Annotated in this window: 13 protein-coding genes; 6 read left to right on the top strand and 7 right to left on the bottom strand. The window is 53.6% G+C overall.

Features of this window, described 5'->3' with window-relative positions:
- Positions 1-40: 40 nt before the first annotated feature.
- Positions 41-832, bottom strand: coding sequence for a ribonuclease T2 family protein (locus ASN_RS15730; RefSeq protein WP_058988760.1), 792 nt, complete (start codon positions 830-832; stop codon positions 41-43).
- Positions 833-1,028: 196 nt separating this feature from the next.
- Here ASN_RS15730 and ASN_RS15735 point away from each other — a divergent pair, with 196 nt between their 5' ends.
- The 4 genes from ASN_RS15735 (at position 1,029) to ASN_RS15750 (ending at position 4,683) form a co-directional block, all read left to right on the top strand.
- Positions 1,029-1,661, top strand: a complete 633-nt coding sequence (locus ASN_RS15735; protein WP_058988761.1) for a nucleoside 2-deoxyribosyltransferase — start codon at positions 1,029-1,031, stop codon at positions 1,659-1,661.
- On the top strand, positions 1,654-2,088 hold the full coding sequence (cdd, locus tag ASN_RS15740; protein ID WP_006558672.1) for a cytidine deaminase: 435 nt from the start codon (positions 1,654-1,656) through the stop codon (positions 2,086-2,088). The genes ASN_RS15735 and cdd overlap by 8 nt, the downstream gene beginning before the upstream one ends.
- Complete coding sequence (locus tag ASN_RS15745) at positions 2,088-3,203, top strand: nucleoside hydrolase (protein WP_058988762.1); 1,116 nt, start codon at positions 2,088-2,090, stop codon at positions 3,201-3,203. Before cdd ends, ASN_RS15745 begins: the two co-directional genes overlap by 1 nt.
- 187 nt (positions 3,204-3,390) lie before the next feature.
- Positions 3,391-4,683, top strand: a complete 1,293-nt coding sequence (locus ASN_RS15750) for a cytochrome-c peroxidase (RefSeq protein WP_058988763.1) — start codon at positions 3,391-3,393, stop codon at positions 4,681-4,683.
- Positions 4,684-4,708: 25 nt separating this feature from the next.
- Here the strand turns inward: ASN_RS15750 and acpA are convergent, their stop codons facing one another.
- Both acpA and rbsK read right to left on the bottom strand, forming a co-directional pair.
- Entirely contained in the window at positions 4,709-6,238 is a 1,530-nt protein-coding gene (acpA, locus tag ASN_RS15755) for an acid phosphatase (RefSeq protein ID WP_006558399.1), read from the bottom strand.
- A gap of 193 nt (positions 6,239-6,431) precedes the next feature.
- Positions 6,432-7,373, bottom strand: a complete 942-nt coding sequence (gene rbsK / locus ASN_RS15760; protein ID WP_058988764.1) for a ribokinase — start codon at positions 7,371-7,373, stop codon at positions 6,432-6,434.
- A gap of 668 nt (positions 7,374-8,041) precedes the next feature.
- Between rbsK and ASN_RS15765 the strand changes: the two genes are divergently transcribed.
- On the top strand, positions 8,042-9,154 hold the full coding sequence (locus tag ASN_RS15765; protein WP_006558401.1) for a Hint domain-containing protein: 1,113 nt from the start codon (positions 8,042-8,044) through the stop codon (positions 9,152-9,154).
- 222 nt (positions 9,155-9,376) lie between these two features.
- Entirely contained in the window at positions 9,377-10,021 is a 645-nt protein-coding gene (gene grxB, locus ASN_RS15770) for a glutaredoxin 2 (RefSeq protein ID WP_058988765.1), read from the top strand.
- A gap of 47 nt (positions 10,022-10,068) precedes the next feature.
- Here grxB and ASN_RS15775 read toward each other — a convergent pair whose 3' ends face one another.
- From ASN_RS15775 to ASN_RS15790, 4 genes are all read right to left on the bottom strand, one after another.
- On the bottom strand, positions 10,069-11,295 hold the full coding sequence (locus ASN_RS15775; protein WP_231948269.1) for an OprO/OprP family phosphate-selective porin: 1,227 nt from the start codon (positions 11,293-11,295) through the stop codon (positions 10,069-10,071).
- Positions 11,296-11,527: 232 nt separating this feature from the next.
- On the bottom strand, positions 11,528-12,751 hold the full coding sequence (oxlT, locus tag ASN_RS15780) for an oxalate/formate MFS antiporter (RefSeq protein ID WP_058989402.1): 1,224 nt from the start codon (positions 12,749-12,751) through the stop codon (positions 11,528-11,530).
- A gap of 207 nt (positions 12,752-12,958) precedes the next feature.
- Positions 12,959-13,807, bottom strand: coding sequence for a TIGR03915 family putative DNA repair protein (locus ASN_RS15785; protein WP_058988766.1), 849 nt, complete (start codon positions 13,805-13,807; stop codon positions 12,959-12,961).
- Between the two features lie 3 nt (positions 13,808-13,810).
- On the bottom strand, positions 13,811-15,040 hold the full coding sequence (locus ASN_RS15790) for a putative DNA modification/repair radical SAM protein (protein WP_058989403.1): 1,230 nt from the start codon (positions 15,038-15,040) through the stop codon (positions 13,811-13,813).
- Positions 15,041-15,239 lie beyond the last annotated feature (199 nt).

Here is a 15,239-nt window from a genome sequence, read left to right on the forward strand (position 1 = left end):
GTTCTGCGTAAGTGCTGCGGCTGTCTACAAGTGTGATCCGTCAGTTGCCCCATTGGGGAACAAGGAAGCGCGCAGGGCAGTTGTCCTGAACCTGAGGGCTGCTCATGAACGCATTGGTTTTGGGAAAACTGGAAAGAGAATCGGGTTTGAGCGTAAACCAGATCTGGGCGAGTGCGGATTGCCCTTGAGGCGTCTTGTTGCACTGAAACTGCACGCCCCGTTCGGGCAGGGGGCCTGTGTCAGTTTCAATCTGTCTGGTCAGGTCGGCCTTCTCGATAACCATTCCTGACTCAGCGGTCAGATGGCGGGCGGAGGGAAGCTGTTCAAAACGATCTCGCAGTTGGGACGCAACCGAGAAAAACTGCTCTCCATCCATACCGAAGCAATGCACATGCTTGCTGTATTCATGCGCCACAAGATCAGAATGTGTATGGGCAACGACCTCAGACAGACGGTGAGACAACGCCTTGGAGAAAGTGGGAGGCGGAGAGGCCGCATCGCCCTCATACAGGCCGCATCCTTTGCGCCACCAGGTGGTCACCGGAACCTGTGCCTTTATCAGGTCAGACGGGCGGGAGGCCCAAAGCCCATGCAGCCCGATGAGAGGGGCTTTGGGCTGATCTGCCTGACAGCTAGAGCCCTCTGGTCCGGTGCAGAAGCCCGGCTGCCATGTCAGGGCAAGGGTATAATGCCCAAAATCTCCATGTTGGGGGGCAGCAAGAGAGAGCGTCGTTGTTGTGGCAGGGGGAGGAGCGGGCGGATGATGCGCACATCCGGACATCAGGACGCAGGCGGCCATGACGCCGGAGAAAAGAAACTGTACTGCCCGCATTCCCTGTTTGATCCTTGCTCTGACGGGTTAAAGAAAAACACTCTACCCTGCTGATGGGCAAGATTATGCTTCTTGCTTACATCTTGTGTGGTGTCTATGGTTTTCTATAACGAACTCGTATTGTTTATAACACATTTCATAACAGCATGCGGCGGCCGGAAAAGCAGGGCGCGCCGGATGAAACACGGAAGACCTTATGACCGAGAGTGCGGCTTACCCCAAGGTTTACCTTGGCGGAGACCTTGTTTTCAGAAAAGACGCTCAACAGCTTTTTAAAGCGTTCAAGGAGGCCTGTCTGGCAGTACGCCTGCATGGTGTATCGCCCTTTGACGGGCAGGATGAGGTAGAAGCGTTGCCACCGGGAAAGGAAACCAGCCTGCTGATAGCGCGGCTGGACCGTGGTCTGATGGATGAGTGTGCTGCCGCATTGTTCTGCATTGATCCGTTTCGCCGTGCTGCGGATATGGACCCCGGCACCGCGGTGGAAATTGGCTATATGGCGGCTCAGAACAAGCCAATGGCCGGCTATACGGTGGATGGTCGCTCTTACCACCAGAAGGTACAGAGCTATTTTGAACAGGCATGGCATACGCCACTGACGGAAGAAAAACCCCAAACTGGCGGCAGGGTACGCTGGTTGGATGCAGATGCCATGATCGTGCATTCAGAAGGACTGTTGCAAAATGCCATGGTGGAAGGGTTTATCCGGCAGGCTGGTGGGGATATTGCCGTAGCGGATGATATCCTGACGGCTTTCCGTGCGGCAGCCTCTGATCTGGCTGGCCTGATTTATGGAGCTTCTGGCCAGGAAGGGGCGTCCCATGGATGATAAAATGACTGCGACATTGACGCAGAAAGCCTTGGCAGCACGCAATAATGCTTACGCGCCTTATTCCCGGTTTCATGTTGGCGCGGCATTGATCACGGAAGACGGACAGGTGTTTTCCGGGTGCAATGTTGAAAACGCAGCCTATCCGGAGGGTGTGTGTGCCGAAGCTGGCGCTATTTCCGCCATGGTGGCTGCCGGTGGGTCTCGCAAAATCGCAAGCATCATGGTGGCGGGTAAAGGCCCTGCGCCATGTTTGCCCTGTGGTGGCTGCCGCCAGAAAATCCGCGAATTTGCAACTGCCAGAACATGTGTGTTGGTGGTGGATGAAGATGGTGCGTTGCTGTTCAAAGATGAACTGCATGCGCTTCTGCCATCGTCTTTTGGTCCTGAAAATCTTGAAACTGGCACGGAAGGGAAACCGGCGTGATGAGCATGAGTGGTTTTACCCGTTTTGCGCGGCGGTGTGTTCTGATGGCCGGGCTGTTGGGCGTTTCTGTTCCCGTGATGGCGCATGCAGAAGCAGACCGGATGGTCATCTTTGATGATGACGGTTTTGCTCTGGCCCAATGGATGGTGCTCAAAGCACCTCATGTCAAAGTTATGGGGTTTGCCACCGTCAGCGGGGATTTCTGGCAGAAAGAGGCAACCGCCTATGCCCTGCGCGGATTGGAAATTGCAGGCCGCACGGATGTGCCTGTGGTGCAGGGTGCCACCTATCCGCTCATGAATTCTGAAAAGCTGACGGACCGTTGGGAAGCCCTTTACGGCAAGCTGGTGTGGAAAGGGGCATGGATGAAAAAATGGGTGGAAAACACCACCCAGGCTCTGCCACCGTATCATCCGGCTGATGTCGTGCCTGATCTGCCGTGGGGAAACCCCAAACTCAAACCTTCGCCTGAAAATGCGGCCATGTTCATGATCCGCATGGTGCATCAGTATCCGGGCCAGATCAGTATTATTGAATGCGGCCCCATGACCAATCTGGCTCTGGCGCAGAAGTTGGACCCGGAATTTGCCAGTCTTGCCAAGGAACTGGTTTACATGGGGGGAAGTCTGAACCCGCGCCAGAAGCTGACCAGCGCGGCGTCAGCCCAGTTTGCACGGGAATTTGGCAATTCGCCGCGCCGGGAGTTCAATATCCGGTTTGATCCGGAAGCTGCGTCCATCACCATGCATGCGCCGTGGAAGCGGATTGTCATGGTGCCGGTGGACCCATCTACCGAGACAGAAATGTCTGCTGAATTTGTCAAAGACATTGCATCCGCAGATACGCCGATTGCGCGTATTGTGAAGCGTTCTGCCAACAACTTCCCTCTGTGGGATGAAATTGCAGCCGCTGTCTGGCTGGACCCAAGCCTTATCCGTTCCAGCACAGACCTATATGTGGACGTGAACACCATGTTCAGTGCGCAATATGGAGATATCCTTTCCTGGACGGAGGGGTATCAGCCGGATGTGGGCGAACAGAAAGAGAAAGTGGTGCTGACTGTTGATGTGCCGCGCATGAAGGCTCTGATCAAGGACCTGATTTCCAAGCCCTGAAGTTGAAGAGGGCACAGTCTCATGAGCGTCTCCTGCCTGCCTTGCCATTGAATGTCGGCAGGCAGGAGACGCCGCGTTTCTTAGTCGTGTTTGCGTCTGCGATTGCGAGAGTAGTGTTGCCTGATCCCTTACCTGTGAAGGTCTTTGGGGTCTGACTGATACGCAGCGCGGGATATCTTGCGTGTTAATGCCACGTAAGAAGATTTTTCCCACTCAGACTGCTATTCTACCCTGCGTGATGATCCGTTTTCTTTTCTCTCGCCAGATCTGTCTGGTGGCCAGTCTGCTGATGTGGCCTCCGTTGTTCGCGCGCGCGGAAGACGGGGTAAGCCGCAGTGAAGTCTATAAAAACGTTGCCAGGCTGGCCGCTGTAGGAGACAAGCTGTTTCATGATCCGCGCCTGTCTGCTTCTGGCGCGTTATCCTGCGCCAGTTGCCATAGCGAGCACGCCGCTTTTGCGCCTGATAATGCGCTTTCTGTGCAGTATGGCGGTGTGGATATGGCGCAGCGCGGACACCGGGCGGTACCGTCTCTCAAATATTTAGAAAATGTCCCGCAATTTACAGAACATTTTTTTGACTCCGAAGATGAAGCGGATGAAAGCATTGATAACGGCCCCACAGGCGGCCTGACATGGGACGGACGTGCCAACACGTTAGCTGAACAGGCCGCTATTCCGTTGCTGGCTCCTTTTGAAATGGGCCGACAAACACCACAGGAGGTTGTTCACCGCGCCGTTCGTGCAGGTTACGGAGACACGTTGAAAGAATTGGGGCCTTATCTGCACACCAAAAACCTCTTTGTGGTCATAACCAAGGCGCTTGAAGCTTATCAGCAGGATTGGCGGCGCTTTTACCCATATTCCAGCAAATATGATGCCTATCTGGCAGGAAAAGCCACACTTTCTCCTCAGGAGCAGTTGGGGTTGAAGGTGTTTGAAGATCCCGAGAAAGGGAACTGTGCGTCCTGCCACAAAAGTCAGCCCGGTTATGACGGTACGCCACCGCAATTTACGGATTATGGCATGATTGCCGTAGGTGTGCCGCGGAACAGGGCTTTGCCGTTCAACAGGAATCCGAACGCGTTTGATCTGGGGCTGTGCGGGCCCGATCGCACGGATCTGAAGCAGCATGCAGACTATTGTGGGTTGTTCCGCACACCATCATTACGGAATGTAGCGACACGGCACGCATTTTTCCATAATGGCTTTTATCATTCCCTGCGTGATGCCGTGGCTTTTTATGTATTGAGAGACACGCACCCGGAACAGATTTACCCCGTGGGGAAAGATGGAAAAATTCTGAAATATGATGATCTGCCTGAGCGCTATCAGGAGAATATCAATATGGACCCACCGTTTGGGCCTCAGCCAGGCAACAGGCCTGTTCTCTCTGACAATGAGATCGACGCGATTGTGGCCTTCCTTAATACTCTGACCGATGGATATTCGGCCACGCAGGCGTCTGACGCCACACAATAAGGTGGCGCCAGGAAGGAGAGGGGTGTCAGGGAGTTTGGTGAGGGAGGAGCAAGGCTCCCGTCAGGTCTCCGAGTGGCTTGCCTGTGCTGGCCTGAATCGCTTTATCTCGGCCAGACAAGCCATCAAGGGGACGCAGGTCATAGCGCTCGGTCAGAAACTTGATGATGGAGGTGGTGTCCTGCACCGTTTTATCCACGTAATGCTGACGGGCGAATGGAGAGATAATGATAGCGGGAATACGCGAGCCAGGCCCCCAACGGTCTCCCTGAGGAGGGGCGACATGGTCCCATAGGCCACCGTTTTCGTCATAAGTGACAATAACCAGCATATGCGGCCACTGCGGGCTTTTTTCCAGATGGCTGACGAGATCTGCAATATGGCTATCACCGGATTCAATGTCTGCGTAGCCTGAATGTTCGTTCAGATTGCCCTGAGGCTTATAGAACGAGACCTGCGGAAGTTTGCCGCTATCAATAATGTCCTTGAAGCGTGCTCCGTTCAGACCACCATCCTGCAAATGCTCCTGCCGAGCGGCCTTCCCTGGAGCATAATTGACGTAATAGTTGTAAGGTTGATGGTGGTATTGAAAATCAGGCATAGGGTAGGCGTTGCCGTGATCCTGCACATGCTGCCATGCCCCGGAAAACCAAGCCCAGCTAATGTTTTTTTCGCTCAGTCTATCGCCGATGGTGGGGGTGGTCTGTGGTGGCAGAGTAGTGGGGCGGGTGGGGTCGGCAAAGCGCGGGTCCTGCCCCTCAGCGGGTTTGTTGCCACTGGGTTGATAAGGGGGCTGCATGGTGTTGACCGCATGGAAGTCAGGCGTAAGATTTCCATCACGCACAAATTTGGGAACCCCTTCAAGGGCTGAGTGGGGAGAGTTGGGGGCCACAACCAGCGCGGTGCCTGTTTTGTCCGCCATCACAATGGAGGGATGGGCAGGGCTTGTGTCTGCAGCCGGATAATAGGGGGCGCACGCACAGGCCAGCCATTGGTGGTTTAGAAAGGAACTGCCGAAAGTCCCCATGAAGAAATGATCTGCCATGGTGTATTTTTCAGCAATTTTCCACATTTTCATGTGACTGCCGTTCCAGTACCCCATGGGCATGGCACCCGTATCAGCCCACGCAACAAACATGTCATTCTTACCATGGTTGATCTGCATCTGGTTTTGATAAAACCGGTGCCATAGATCATGCGTCAGCGTGTTCAGGGGCACATTGAAGCCCTTTGGATCATCAACAGCAAAAGGCTTATTGGGGAGGTGCTCCGTCATGGCTTGGGTGATGGGGTTAGGAATACCCCGTCCGGTCAGGCCGCCCCAGACTGGGGGCAGTTCTTTTAGAACCGTTCCGTCCCGGTCTTTCTGCACATATGCATCGGCCGGGATTGTGGCGGAGGTATCAGCCCCCGGAAAGCCCCGGTAAAGGTTATCAAATGAACGGTTTTCCGCAAAAATGACCACAACGGTCTGAATGGCGGATAGATCCGGTTTCTGCTGGGCCGTTTGCGCTTGTGCCGCAAGCGGCAGGGACGCCGAAAGGCTGATCCCGACCATGGACAGAGCAGAGTGCAAGAAGAGGATCGTTTTACGCGGACGATAGGACGAATATCGGGACGAAAAGAGAAAACGCATACCTATCTCTTGCTCTGGGGAATGACAGATATGCATCTTTTCATATCTGCCAAAAGAGTTCAATTTTCAATCGGAAGGACCACACTGTGGCCCGTCATGCTCCAAGGGCGATTGTTCACGCCAGAAGCGTCTGTACGTCCTCCCATGTGGGAGCTGCGTCGGCAGCTCCTTTGCGGGTGGTCGCCAGAGCGCCACAGGCCGATGCAAAACGAACGGCCTGCGGGAACGGGAGGTCTTTGCTGAGTGCGACCGCCAACCCGGCATTAAAACAATCGCCTGCGGCAACGGTATCAATGGGTATGACTTTGAAAGGAGGGATAAAGCCTTCTTGTGTGCCGTCATGCCAGTACGTGCCGCGTCCTCCCATTTTGATAACAATGGCACGTGCTCCTTTGCTGAGGAGGATTTGCGCAGCTTGGGCAGCTTGCTCAGCGGTTTCAGGCTGAATACCGGTCAGGAGCGCTGTTTCTGTTTCATTCGGGGTCAGGATATCTACGTTCTGCCATAGGGAAGTAGGGAGCATTTCAGTTGGCACAGGGGCAGGGTCAAGAATGACAAGCCCGCCAGTTTGTCGGGTTTGTGCTGCGGCGGCGGCAACACTGGCGAGCGGGCATTCCAGCTGCAGAAGCAGAATGCGGGCACGTTTCAGCCAGTCTGCGTTTTTTTCAACATCCACCTCATTGACAGCCATATTTGCCGCACCAACTACGGTAATGCAGTTTTCACCGTTACGATCGACCGTGATCAGGGCGATGCCGGTTGGATGATCTGGATCACAATAAACAGGTGTTGTCTCAACCCCAAAAGCACGGAGAGCGTCTCGTGCGAAGGTACCAAAATGATCTGATCCCACCCGTGCCGCCAGCGCCACCTGTGTTGGCAGGCTCTGGCAAAGGCGGGCGGCTGCGGCGGCCTGGTTGGCTCCTTTCCCTCCCAGCCCAACAGCATAATTGGACGCATGCAGGGTTTCTCCTGCCTTGGGAAATGTGTCGACACGTACAGTCAGATCAATATTGACGCTGCCGAAGGACAGAATCAGAGGTGTCGTATCAGACATACAAAGCAAGTTCCTACAAATGAAAGCAGACTTGAAGAGCCTGCACTGAGAGAAGGCCAGAGGAATTATATATATATAAGGGAGGACTCATATAGAAGGTTGATGAGTCCGAGAGCGATATATCGTGTGCTATCAATATGAAATTATAATTTAAGAATGAGATGCGTTTTTAAAAAGATTGAAGCAAAGACATATTACTAAAAATTATATGACAGAACAAAACCGAAAGATAAAAATTGCTTTGAATTTTCTAACGTTAGAATCGTATAAAACGATAAAAGCTTCCAAAAATTAAATAAAAATCCATAATAAAATTATAAAGAAAGAAAAGATTTTGCCGCGGGTGGTAGAGGAAAAAATTTAATTTTTGTAACTTAAGCTCATTTTTTGTATCTGGTCAGGAAATTAAAAATAGTTAGGTCCTTTTTTAACAGGGAATAAATTACAATTTCAAAAGTTTCATTGCTTGGTCTTGTCAAAATTAAATTTGTAATACATTTGATTGCACTCCCGCTGTTGGTAGAAGGATGTGCATCTCTGGTTCTGATTTTGGGGGCTTTTGGGCCCTGAATCGTGGTGCGCGTCTTCGCGCGGCAAACAGGAAACGTTTTACATTATAACACACACGCACGCGCCCTTTGTCGTTCATTGTGTTATGGAAAGGATAAATGGCTTTTCTTCCTAAACGCCCAGAAGAAGGTGATTGTTTGAAAGGCGCATTCAAGCAGGAACCCCGTCACACTTCGCAAGGTGCGGGGCAGGGCGATAATCGCCTGTCTGTGCCTGAAGCAAGCCTCCTGGAAGGAACTTGTCTCCATACACCCGCTGGCAAAGCCAAAGTGGAAACTCTGTCTCCGGGCCATGCCGTGCTGGGCTATGCCGATGGTCAGGAAACCCCTCACCACGTCTCTCAGGTAAGAGTGGCCTACGGCATGACGTTGCCTGGTCTGCCTGATGATGAAGCCGGCTATCCCATCCGTATCTTGAAGGACGCCATTGCAGATGGTGTGCCAGCGCGCGATGTGGTTCTGACGCCTGACCATTGCCTGTTTTTTGAAGACAAATTTGTGCCGCTGTGTCTGTTGGTGAACAGACTTTCGATTTTTTATGATCGTACGTTTACCGCTTACAAGGCTTATCCCGTTCAGACTGATCCGCATGCCGTGCTGATTGCGGAAAATCTACTGATTGCCAGTGCGCTGCCTCCATGCCCGGAAGACAGCCATTGGCATACACGCACCCATATGCCGGTGGTGACAGACAGAATAGTAGTCGAAGGGCTATACCATCGCCTTAAATCCCGTGCGGAAGTGGGTGGTCTGGAAAGCCCATTTTACCTTCCTGAAGTGACGGATGACCATGACCTGCAACTGGTCACAGAAAATGGTCAGTTTATCCGAAAAGCGATGGAAAAAGACAACGTAGCCGTTTTTATGCTCCCGCCCGATGTGCATGAGGTGCATCTTTCTTCCCGCGCAAGCCGGCCGGTAGATGTTATTGGCCCTTATGTGCAGGACAAGCGCTATCTTGGGGTGCATGTGGGCGATATCACGCTTGTTGATTCCCGGAAACGGAAAAAGGTGATGACACATATCAAGGAGGATCTCCTTGGGTGGCATCCGCCTGAAGAAGACGGAGGCCGGTGGACCAACGGGCATGCGCATCTGCCAATACGGCGTGATGCAAAGCGTGGGCCAGGAATGTTGGGAGTGCAAATTCTGACAACCATTCCTTATCTGGTGACAGATTATCATGGGCCCCGGCGGCACCGTCACAGATAATCGCTTTCTGGTTGTTTTCTGTGCCATCAGAAAGGACCGGGAGTGCAGGAAACTGACTTTTTTGACCAGTCAAGTACTATGGAGCCCCGCAGTTCAGGTACGGTCAGGCCGCGTATAATTTTTAGAGGCCATTTCAGAAATCAGGTGTTGCCTCCGGCATGAGATTTCTGAAATGGTCTTTAAAAACAAGACTAAGACCTGCTGAACTGAGAAAGTGGTTCCATGTATAAGCTGTTTGTTTACGATCATTGTCCCTTTTGTATCAAAGCCCGCATGATATTCGGGCTACGCCACATTCCCTTTGATCTGGTTATTCTTCAGAATAATGATGAAGCCACACCAAAACGGATGATCGGCCAGAAAATGGTGCCCATTCTTGAGGAGAATGACCACTTTATGGGCGAAAGCATGGATATTGTGGCTCATATTGATGGGCAGGGAGCGCCCCTTTTAACCGGCCCTACTAACCCGGCGATTTCCGATTGGTTAAAACGGTCCAACAGTTCCTTGTACAGACAGTTTCTGCCCCGCGCAGCCTGTGCACCTTTCCCGGAATTTTCCACAACGGCGGGACGGGCGTATTTTGTTCGGACTAAAGAGCGTTCGACGGGGGCATTCTCGGATATTTTGAGTGAAGGTGCTGCGGCCCTGGAACCGCTGAATGCGCTTTTGCAAGATCTTGCGCCGCTTGTTCAGTCAGCCGAGGCGGTGAACGGTCATCTCTCCACGGATGACATCCATCTTTTTGCACAGTTGCACAGCCTGTCCCTTATTGCCGGGCTGACATATCCCGCCGCGGTGGAAGCATACCGACAGACCATGTCAAAACGGTGCGGTATCTCTTTGCTGGATGACATTGCGATCTGACTGCGCCGGGAGGGGAAAGCTGCTCAAGCTAGGCTGAAAGGCGATGCTCAGAATTTGATCTGGAGCATGGAGAGAACGGCCTGAAAGTTTTCAGTGCTGTGTGTCTCCCGGATGGTGCCGTTTTCATATTGCAGACTGACCCTGAGAATATCAGTCGGCCACCAGTTCAGATTGGCGGACCATGTCTGCTGGTGGCCACCATCTACAGAAGCTGACCGCAGATTGGCGTCAGAAAAGCGGACGCCAGCTTCCAGCACTCCGCTTCCATCACACAGGGTTGTCTGGTTTTTCTGGCAGGTGGGAGCTGAAAAAGCGGCTGTGCGGGACTTCCAGGCACGGGGCTTGCCAATCAGCGTATAGCTTGCCTGAGCGTACCATCCAGAAAAATGAAGATGCTGCGAACCGATGTTTTCTCGCCGGTTGGCTTCAATCTCGTACGCTTCTCCCTGCACAAGCAGTCGTTTCCAGGCGGCGGCGGCTTCAAGCCCGAATGCGCCTGCGCTGCGCAAAGGAATGCGGCCTGTGTCGAGGAATTTTCCTGTCAGACCAACATTCAGTTCCGGAAAATCTGAAAAATTGGCGGCAGGCGGTTGCCCCGGACTTTGTGCTGCTTTGAAAACCCATTCTCCAGAAAAACCGACGTGAAACAGAATGTCTCTCGTACGGACAGGAATACCGACCAGCCGGAAGACAATCGCTCGTTGGTTGCCGTCGTGATCCGGCCCGGCAGTACCGGCTGTGCCCGCGACCGCAACATGATAGCGCGTGCCATGCGCTTCTATCTGAACAGCCTGCCTTGCAATACCTGCCGCAAGATTACGGGTAATGGTGGCAATGCTGGCGCGTTCTATAAAAACGGTATCCCCTTGGGCCTGCATGGATTCAAGCCCAAAGCTGGGTTTGAAAATGCCAGCGGTAAAAACAAAATGCTTGAGGCCCAGATAGCTGAACTGCCCTTCAAACAGGCGCATGGGGCCATGGGGTACGGGCCCGAAATCCCAGATTGCGCCAATTTCGAACTGCTTGTGAATGGTAATGCGTGCGCCATTCCGCAACCGGGCAGCGCGAATGCCTACGCCGGGGGCCGGAACGCTGGTTTGTGGAAAGCCACCAATATCCAACTGGTCTGTTGCGTAGGGCTTGATGACCACATCCCCCAGTGTGATGGACGGCACTGTGCCTGCGTGTGCGGCACTGACGGAAAGAGGGACGCCAAGGGTGAGAAACAGAGAAAGAGGCCGCAGGAAAAAGAGCTGTTTGGTGTTCCTGGGCATTTTAAAACAGCGGACCTTCCGTATGCATCATGCGCGCTTTGTTGAAGCGCAGAGTGAAGAGGCAACGTGTAAGGAGAAGAGCCGGAGATGAAAAGCCCATGCGTCTCGCGGATTTCAGGGGATTGCCCGGACGTAATATCTCCTACGGCTTTCTGATCTGTATCAAGGGAGGAAAAGTGTGTTGCTGGCCCGGATGTGGCGGCCTGTTCTGCCCGAAGTCAAATAAACGATATCAGGAAGAAGAGGACGTGTTTTGCAGGAACCGGCGGCGCATGGGCCGCAATGCGGCTAATGCCAGAAACGCGGTGAGGATATCCCCGGCAATGGCGCAGGCAAAAACAGGGTACCAGCTCTGGCTTGCCTGATGCAGCCACGCCGCCAGTGGACCACCCAAGACGGCACCTACACCTTGAGCCATATAGAGCATACCATAATTGCGGGAGGCGTCTCGTGTGCCAAATGTATCTGTCAGCGTGGCAGGGAAAAGAGAGAAAATTTCTCCCCACCCAAGAAACACAAGGCCGGAAAGCAGCACGAAAGCGACAGGATGGTGCGCCATGCTCAACCAGCACAGAAGGGCTAAGGCTTCCAGCGTGAAGGCGAACGCCATTGTCTGCTCGCGCCCATATCTGTCAGACACCCAGCCAAACAGAGGTCGGGTTAAACCATTGGCAATGCGGTCAAGCGTCATGGCCAGTGGAAGGGCGCTCATGCCGAGTATGGTCAGGTTTGCGACACCAAAATCATGAGCGATCTGGGCAAGTTGGGACGTCACCATCAGCCCGGATGTCGCCATGGTGGTCATCATGAAGAACATGAGCCAGAACAGGGGCGTCTTGAGCACAAAGGGGGTCAGGTAACCAGTCGAAGCACCGTCCGTTTGTTCAGAATGCTCCAGCATTGGCGTTTTGAGGAAACAGGCGGCGCAAAGTCCTACCGCTGCCATTATTACGCCGAACACACACAGGGTTGGGCGCCATCCCCACAAGGCCAGAAAGTGGGAGATCGGGAATGTGGTTAACATGGCGCCCATGCCGTATCCTGCTGCCGCTGCTCCCGCGGCCATGCCTCTGTTTTGGGGAAACCACTGCATCAGCAGGGCGACAACACCAACATACACAATGCCGGTGCCAATGCCGCCCAGTCCTCCATAAAAAATATAGAGTTGCATGAGAGAGGTAGCCGAGGCCGCACTGACCCAGCTTAGACCGGTTACCACAATGCCAATCATGATGAGGGTACGTGGGTGGATATGGTGTGCGATCCATCCCTGAATGGGAGAAAAAACCGTCTGTAGGACGATCAGAAGAGAAAAGGTGACCTGTAAGGCCGCTGCACTGACGCCAAATTCGGCCTTTAAACCGGGCGTGAACAATGTCCACACATATTGGGGGGAGGAAATGGCGGCCATACACAGTAACCCAGCCGCCAGTTGGCGCCATTTTGCGCTGGCCATCAGAAGGGGGCTCCAAAGCCGCAGAGGTGTCGGGGAGATGCTTTTTGCCGTGTAGTGAGAAACAGGCCAAAGGAAAATGGAAGCGCGTTTTGAAGGATCATGACGTCTGTCTGAGAGGAGTGTGGGCAATCAACCGAACAGACAGATTTTCATCTTTATTCAAAACAGGGAAGTAACATTCCACAAAGGAGATGACTTACTCTGCTCTCAGGGCTCAGGCTTTTCAGTCCGGCGTTGTTGCAGGCGTTTATGGAAATAAGGCGCTTCCTGTGGCTGCTGGGTTTCCATGGCTTTTACCCTTGTGCCTGCCTGAGCAAGCATTTGGGGGATAAGCCGGGTTTCTGGCAGGTTTTTCCAGTATTTGCGCGGCATTTCTGAACGCATGGCTTTGGTTTTGATCCGCGCCGGGTTGAAAATGGCCATATAGTATGTCTGCCACAATTGCTCCAACGAGTCAGAAAGATCGGGCTTGGAGCAGGCTGTGCGGCTGAGGGTGCATGTCTCCCCGTTCCAGGTGATAGAGCCTTTAGGGGTGAGAATGGCCCAGTCCATATCTGTAAAACGGCGTGTAAAAAACGGCGCGACGGTTGGCAGAATGTAATGATCGGGCTCAAACCATGCGAGAAACAGTCTGCGCCCATTCTGGCTTTCCCCAATGTCCCGAAAGCGGAGAAAAGCTTCCATTTTGTGTGCATCACGGCGGATCTGGTGGACCATGCGCAGAGCCCGGGCAATATCCGGATCAAGCGGAATGGCTGCCAGAGAGGGTTCGCTCTGCGCGCGCCATAAGATGCGATAGGCCAGATCAAAGCGTGTTTGATCGGCATGGCGCAGAATGGATTTAAGCAACGCCAGGCAGTTGCTGCGTAATATGGGGTTTGGCGCGTCCGGTTTGGGTGAAGGAAGGGTCAAGGGGGCATCAAACAGCGAGGCTTCAGCTGACGCGCACCGCCATTCCAGTTCTTCAGGTGGAACACCCGCCAGAAAGCACTGTCGGGCTATAGGTCGCCATTCTGAAAAAGACGTATCGTGTTCGACAATTGCACCAAAGGCCATGGGTCAGAACAAGGAGAGTTGTTGAGGAGAGGGGAGGAAGGCCTGCCGAAGGTTTATCTGATCTGTCAGGCGGGTAGGAGACCAGCCAGTGGTGTGGAGAAACGGTTTGACCTTTCGGAGGGAGACATTGAGCCGGGCCAGATCTTCCAGGCGGAGATGTTTGTGCCGACGGCTGGTGACAATGGCGTTAACCGAACGTACCCCAAGCCCAGGCACCCGCAGCAGCATTTCCCGGCTGGCACGGTTCAGATCGACCGGAAAAAGCGCACGGTTTGCAAGAGCCCACGCCAGTTTGGGGTCAAGGGCAAGATCAAGCATGCCATCTGGTTGCGCTGCCGTGATCTCGGAAAACTGGAAACCATAGAAGCGGTAGAGCCAGTCTGCCTGATAAAGCCGATGCTCACGCAGTAAGGGCGGAGGGCGGACCGGGAGGATGGCCGAAGCGTCTGGAATAGGGCTGAAGGCGGAATAATAGACGCGCCGCAGCTTGTAGCCGGAATAAAGGGAGGAACTGCTGGCCAGAATATCATGATCAGTTGCGCTATCGGCCCCAACAATCATTTGCGTGCTCTGGCCACCGGGAGCGAAGCGCGGCGGCCGACGACCTGAGAGGCTTCGCTCCTTTCCCGCGTCAATCCGTGTGCGCATTTCTCCCATGGAGTGCCGGATGATCCCGGCTTTTTTCTCCGGGGCGTAGGCGGCCAGCCCCTGTTCGGTAGGCATTTCGACGTTTATGGAGAGGCGATCTGCATAGAGACCCGCCTCGGCAAGCTGTTCTGAGGATGCATTGGGGATGGTTTTCAGGTGGATATAGCCCCGAAAACCGTGAATCTGGCGGAGCTCCCGCGCGACATGCACCATCTGGGCCATGGTATCTTCCGGTGAGCGGATAATGCCGGAGGAGAGAAACAGCCCCTCGATATAATTGCGGCGATAGAACTCCAGTGTCAGCCAGACAACCTCATCTGGCGTAAAGCGTGTGCGCTGCACGTTGGAGGAGGACCGGTTGATGCAATAGGCGCAGTCATAAATGCAGAAATTGGTCAGCAGGATTTTGAGCAGGGAAATGCACCGTCCATCCGGCGTATAGGCATGGCAGATACCGTTGCCGGTGGAGCCCAGCCCTTTGGTGCCAGCGGAATCCCGCTTACCTGCGCCACTGGAAGAACAGGACGCATCATATTTGGCCGCATCAGAAAGAATGGCCAGACGTTCGGAGAGGCTCTGTTTCATAGATTGTTCATGATATGTTCTCAATTCAACCAGAGCAAGACTTAAAATCATTCCGTCATGGGAGATGTCTCAACACGTTCATGGTGGCGTAGTGTTTTTGGTAGACGCCTCTATTCCAACCACCACGTAAGATGCGCCTACCGGTGAGATGCTTGTGATCCGGGGTTGCTGCTTGGCATGAGCCTTAGCCACCTTTTGT

The sequence above is a fragment of the Acetobacter senegalensis genome, assembly GCF_001499615.1.
GTDB classification, from domain to species: domain Bacteria; phylum Pseudomonadota; class Alphaproteobacteria; order Acetobacterales; family Acetobacteraceae; genus Acetobacter; species Acetobacter senegalensis.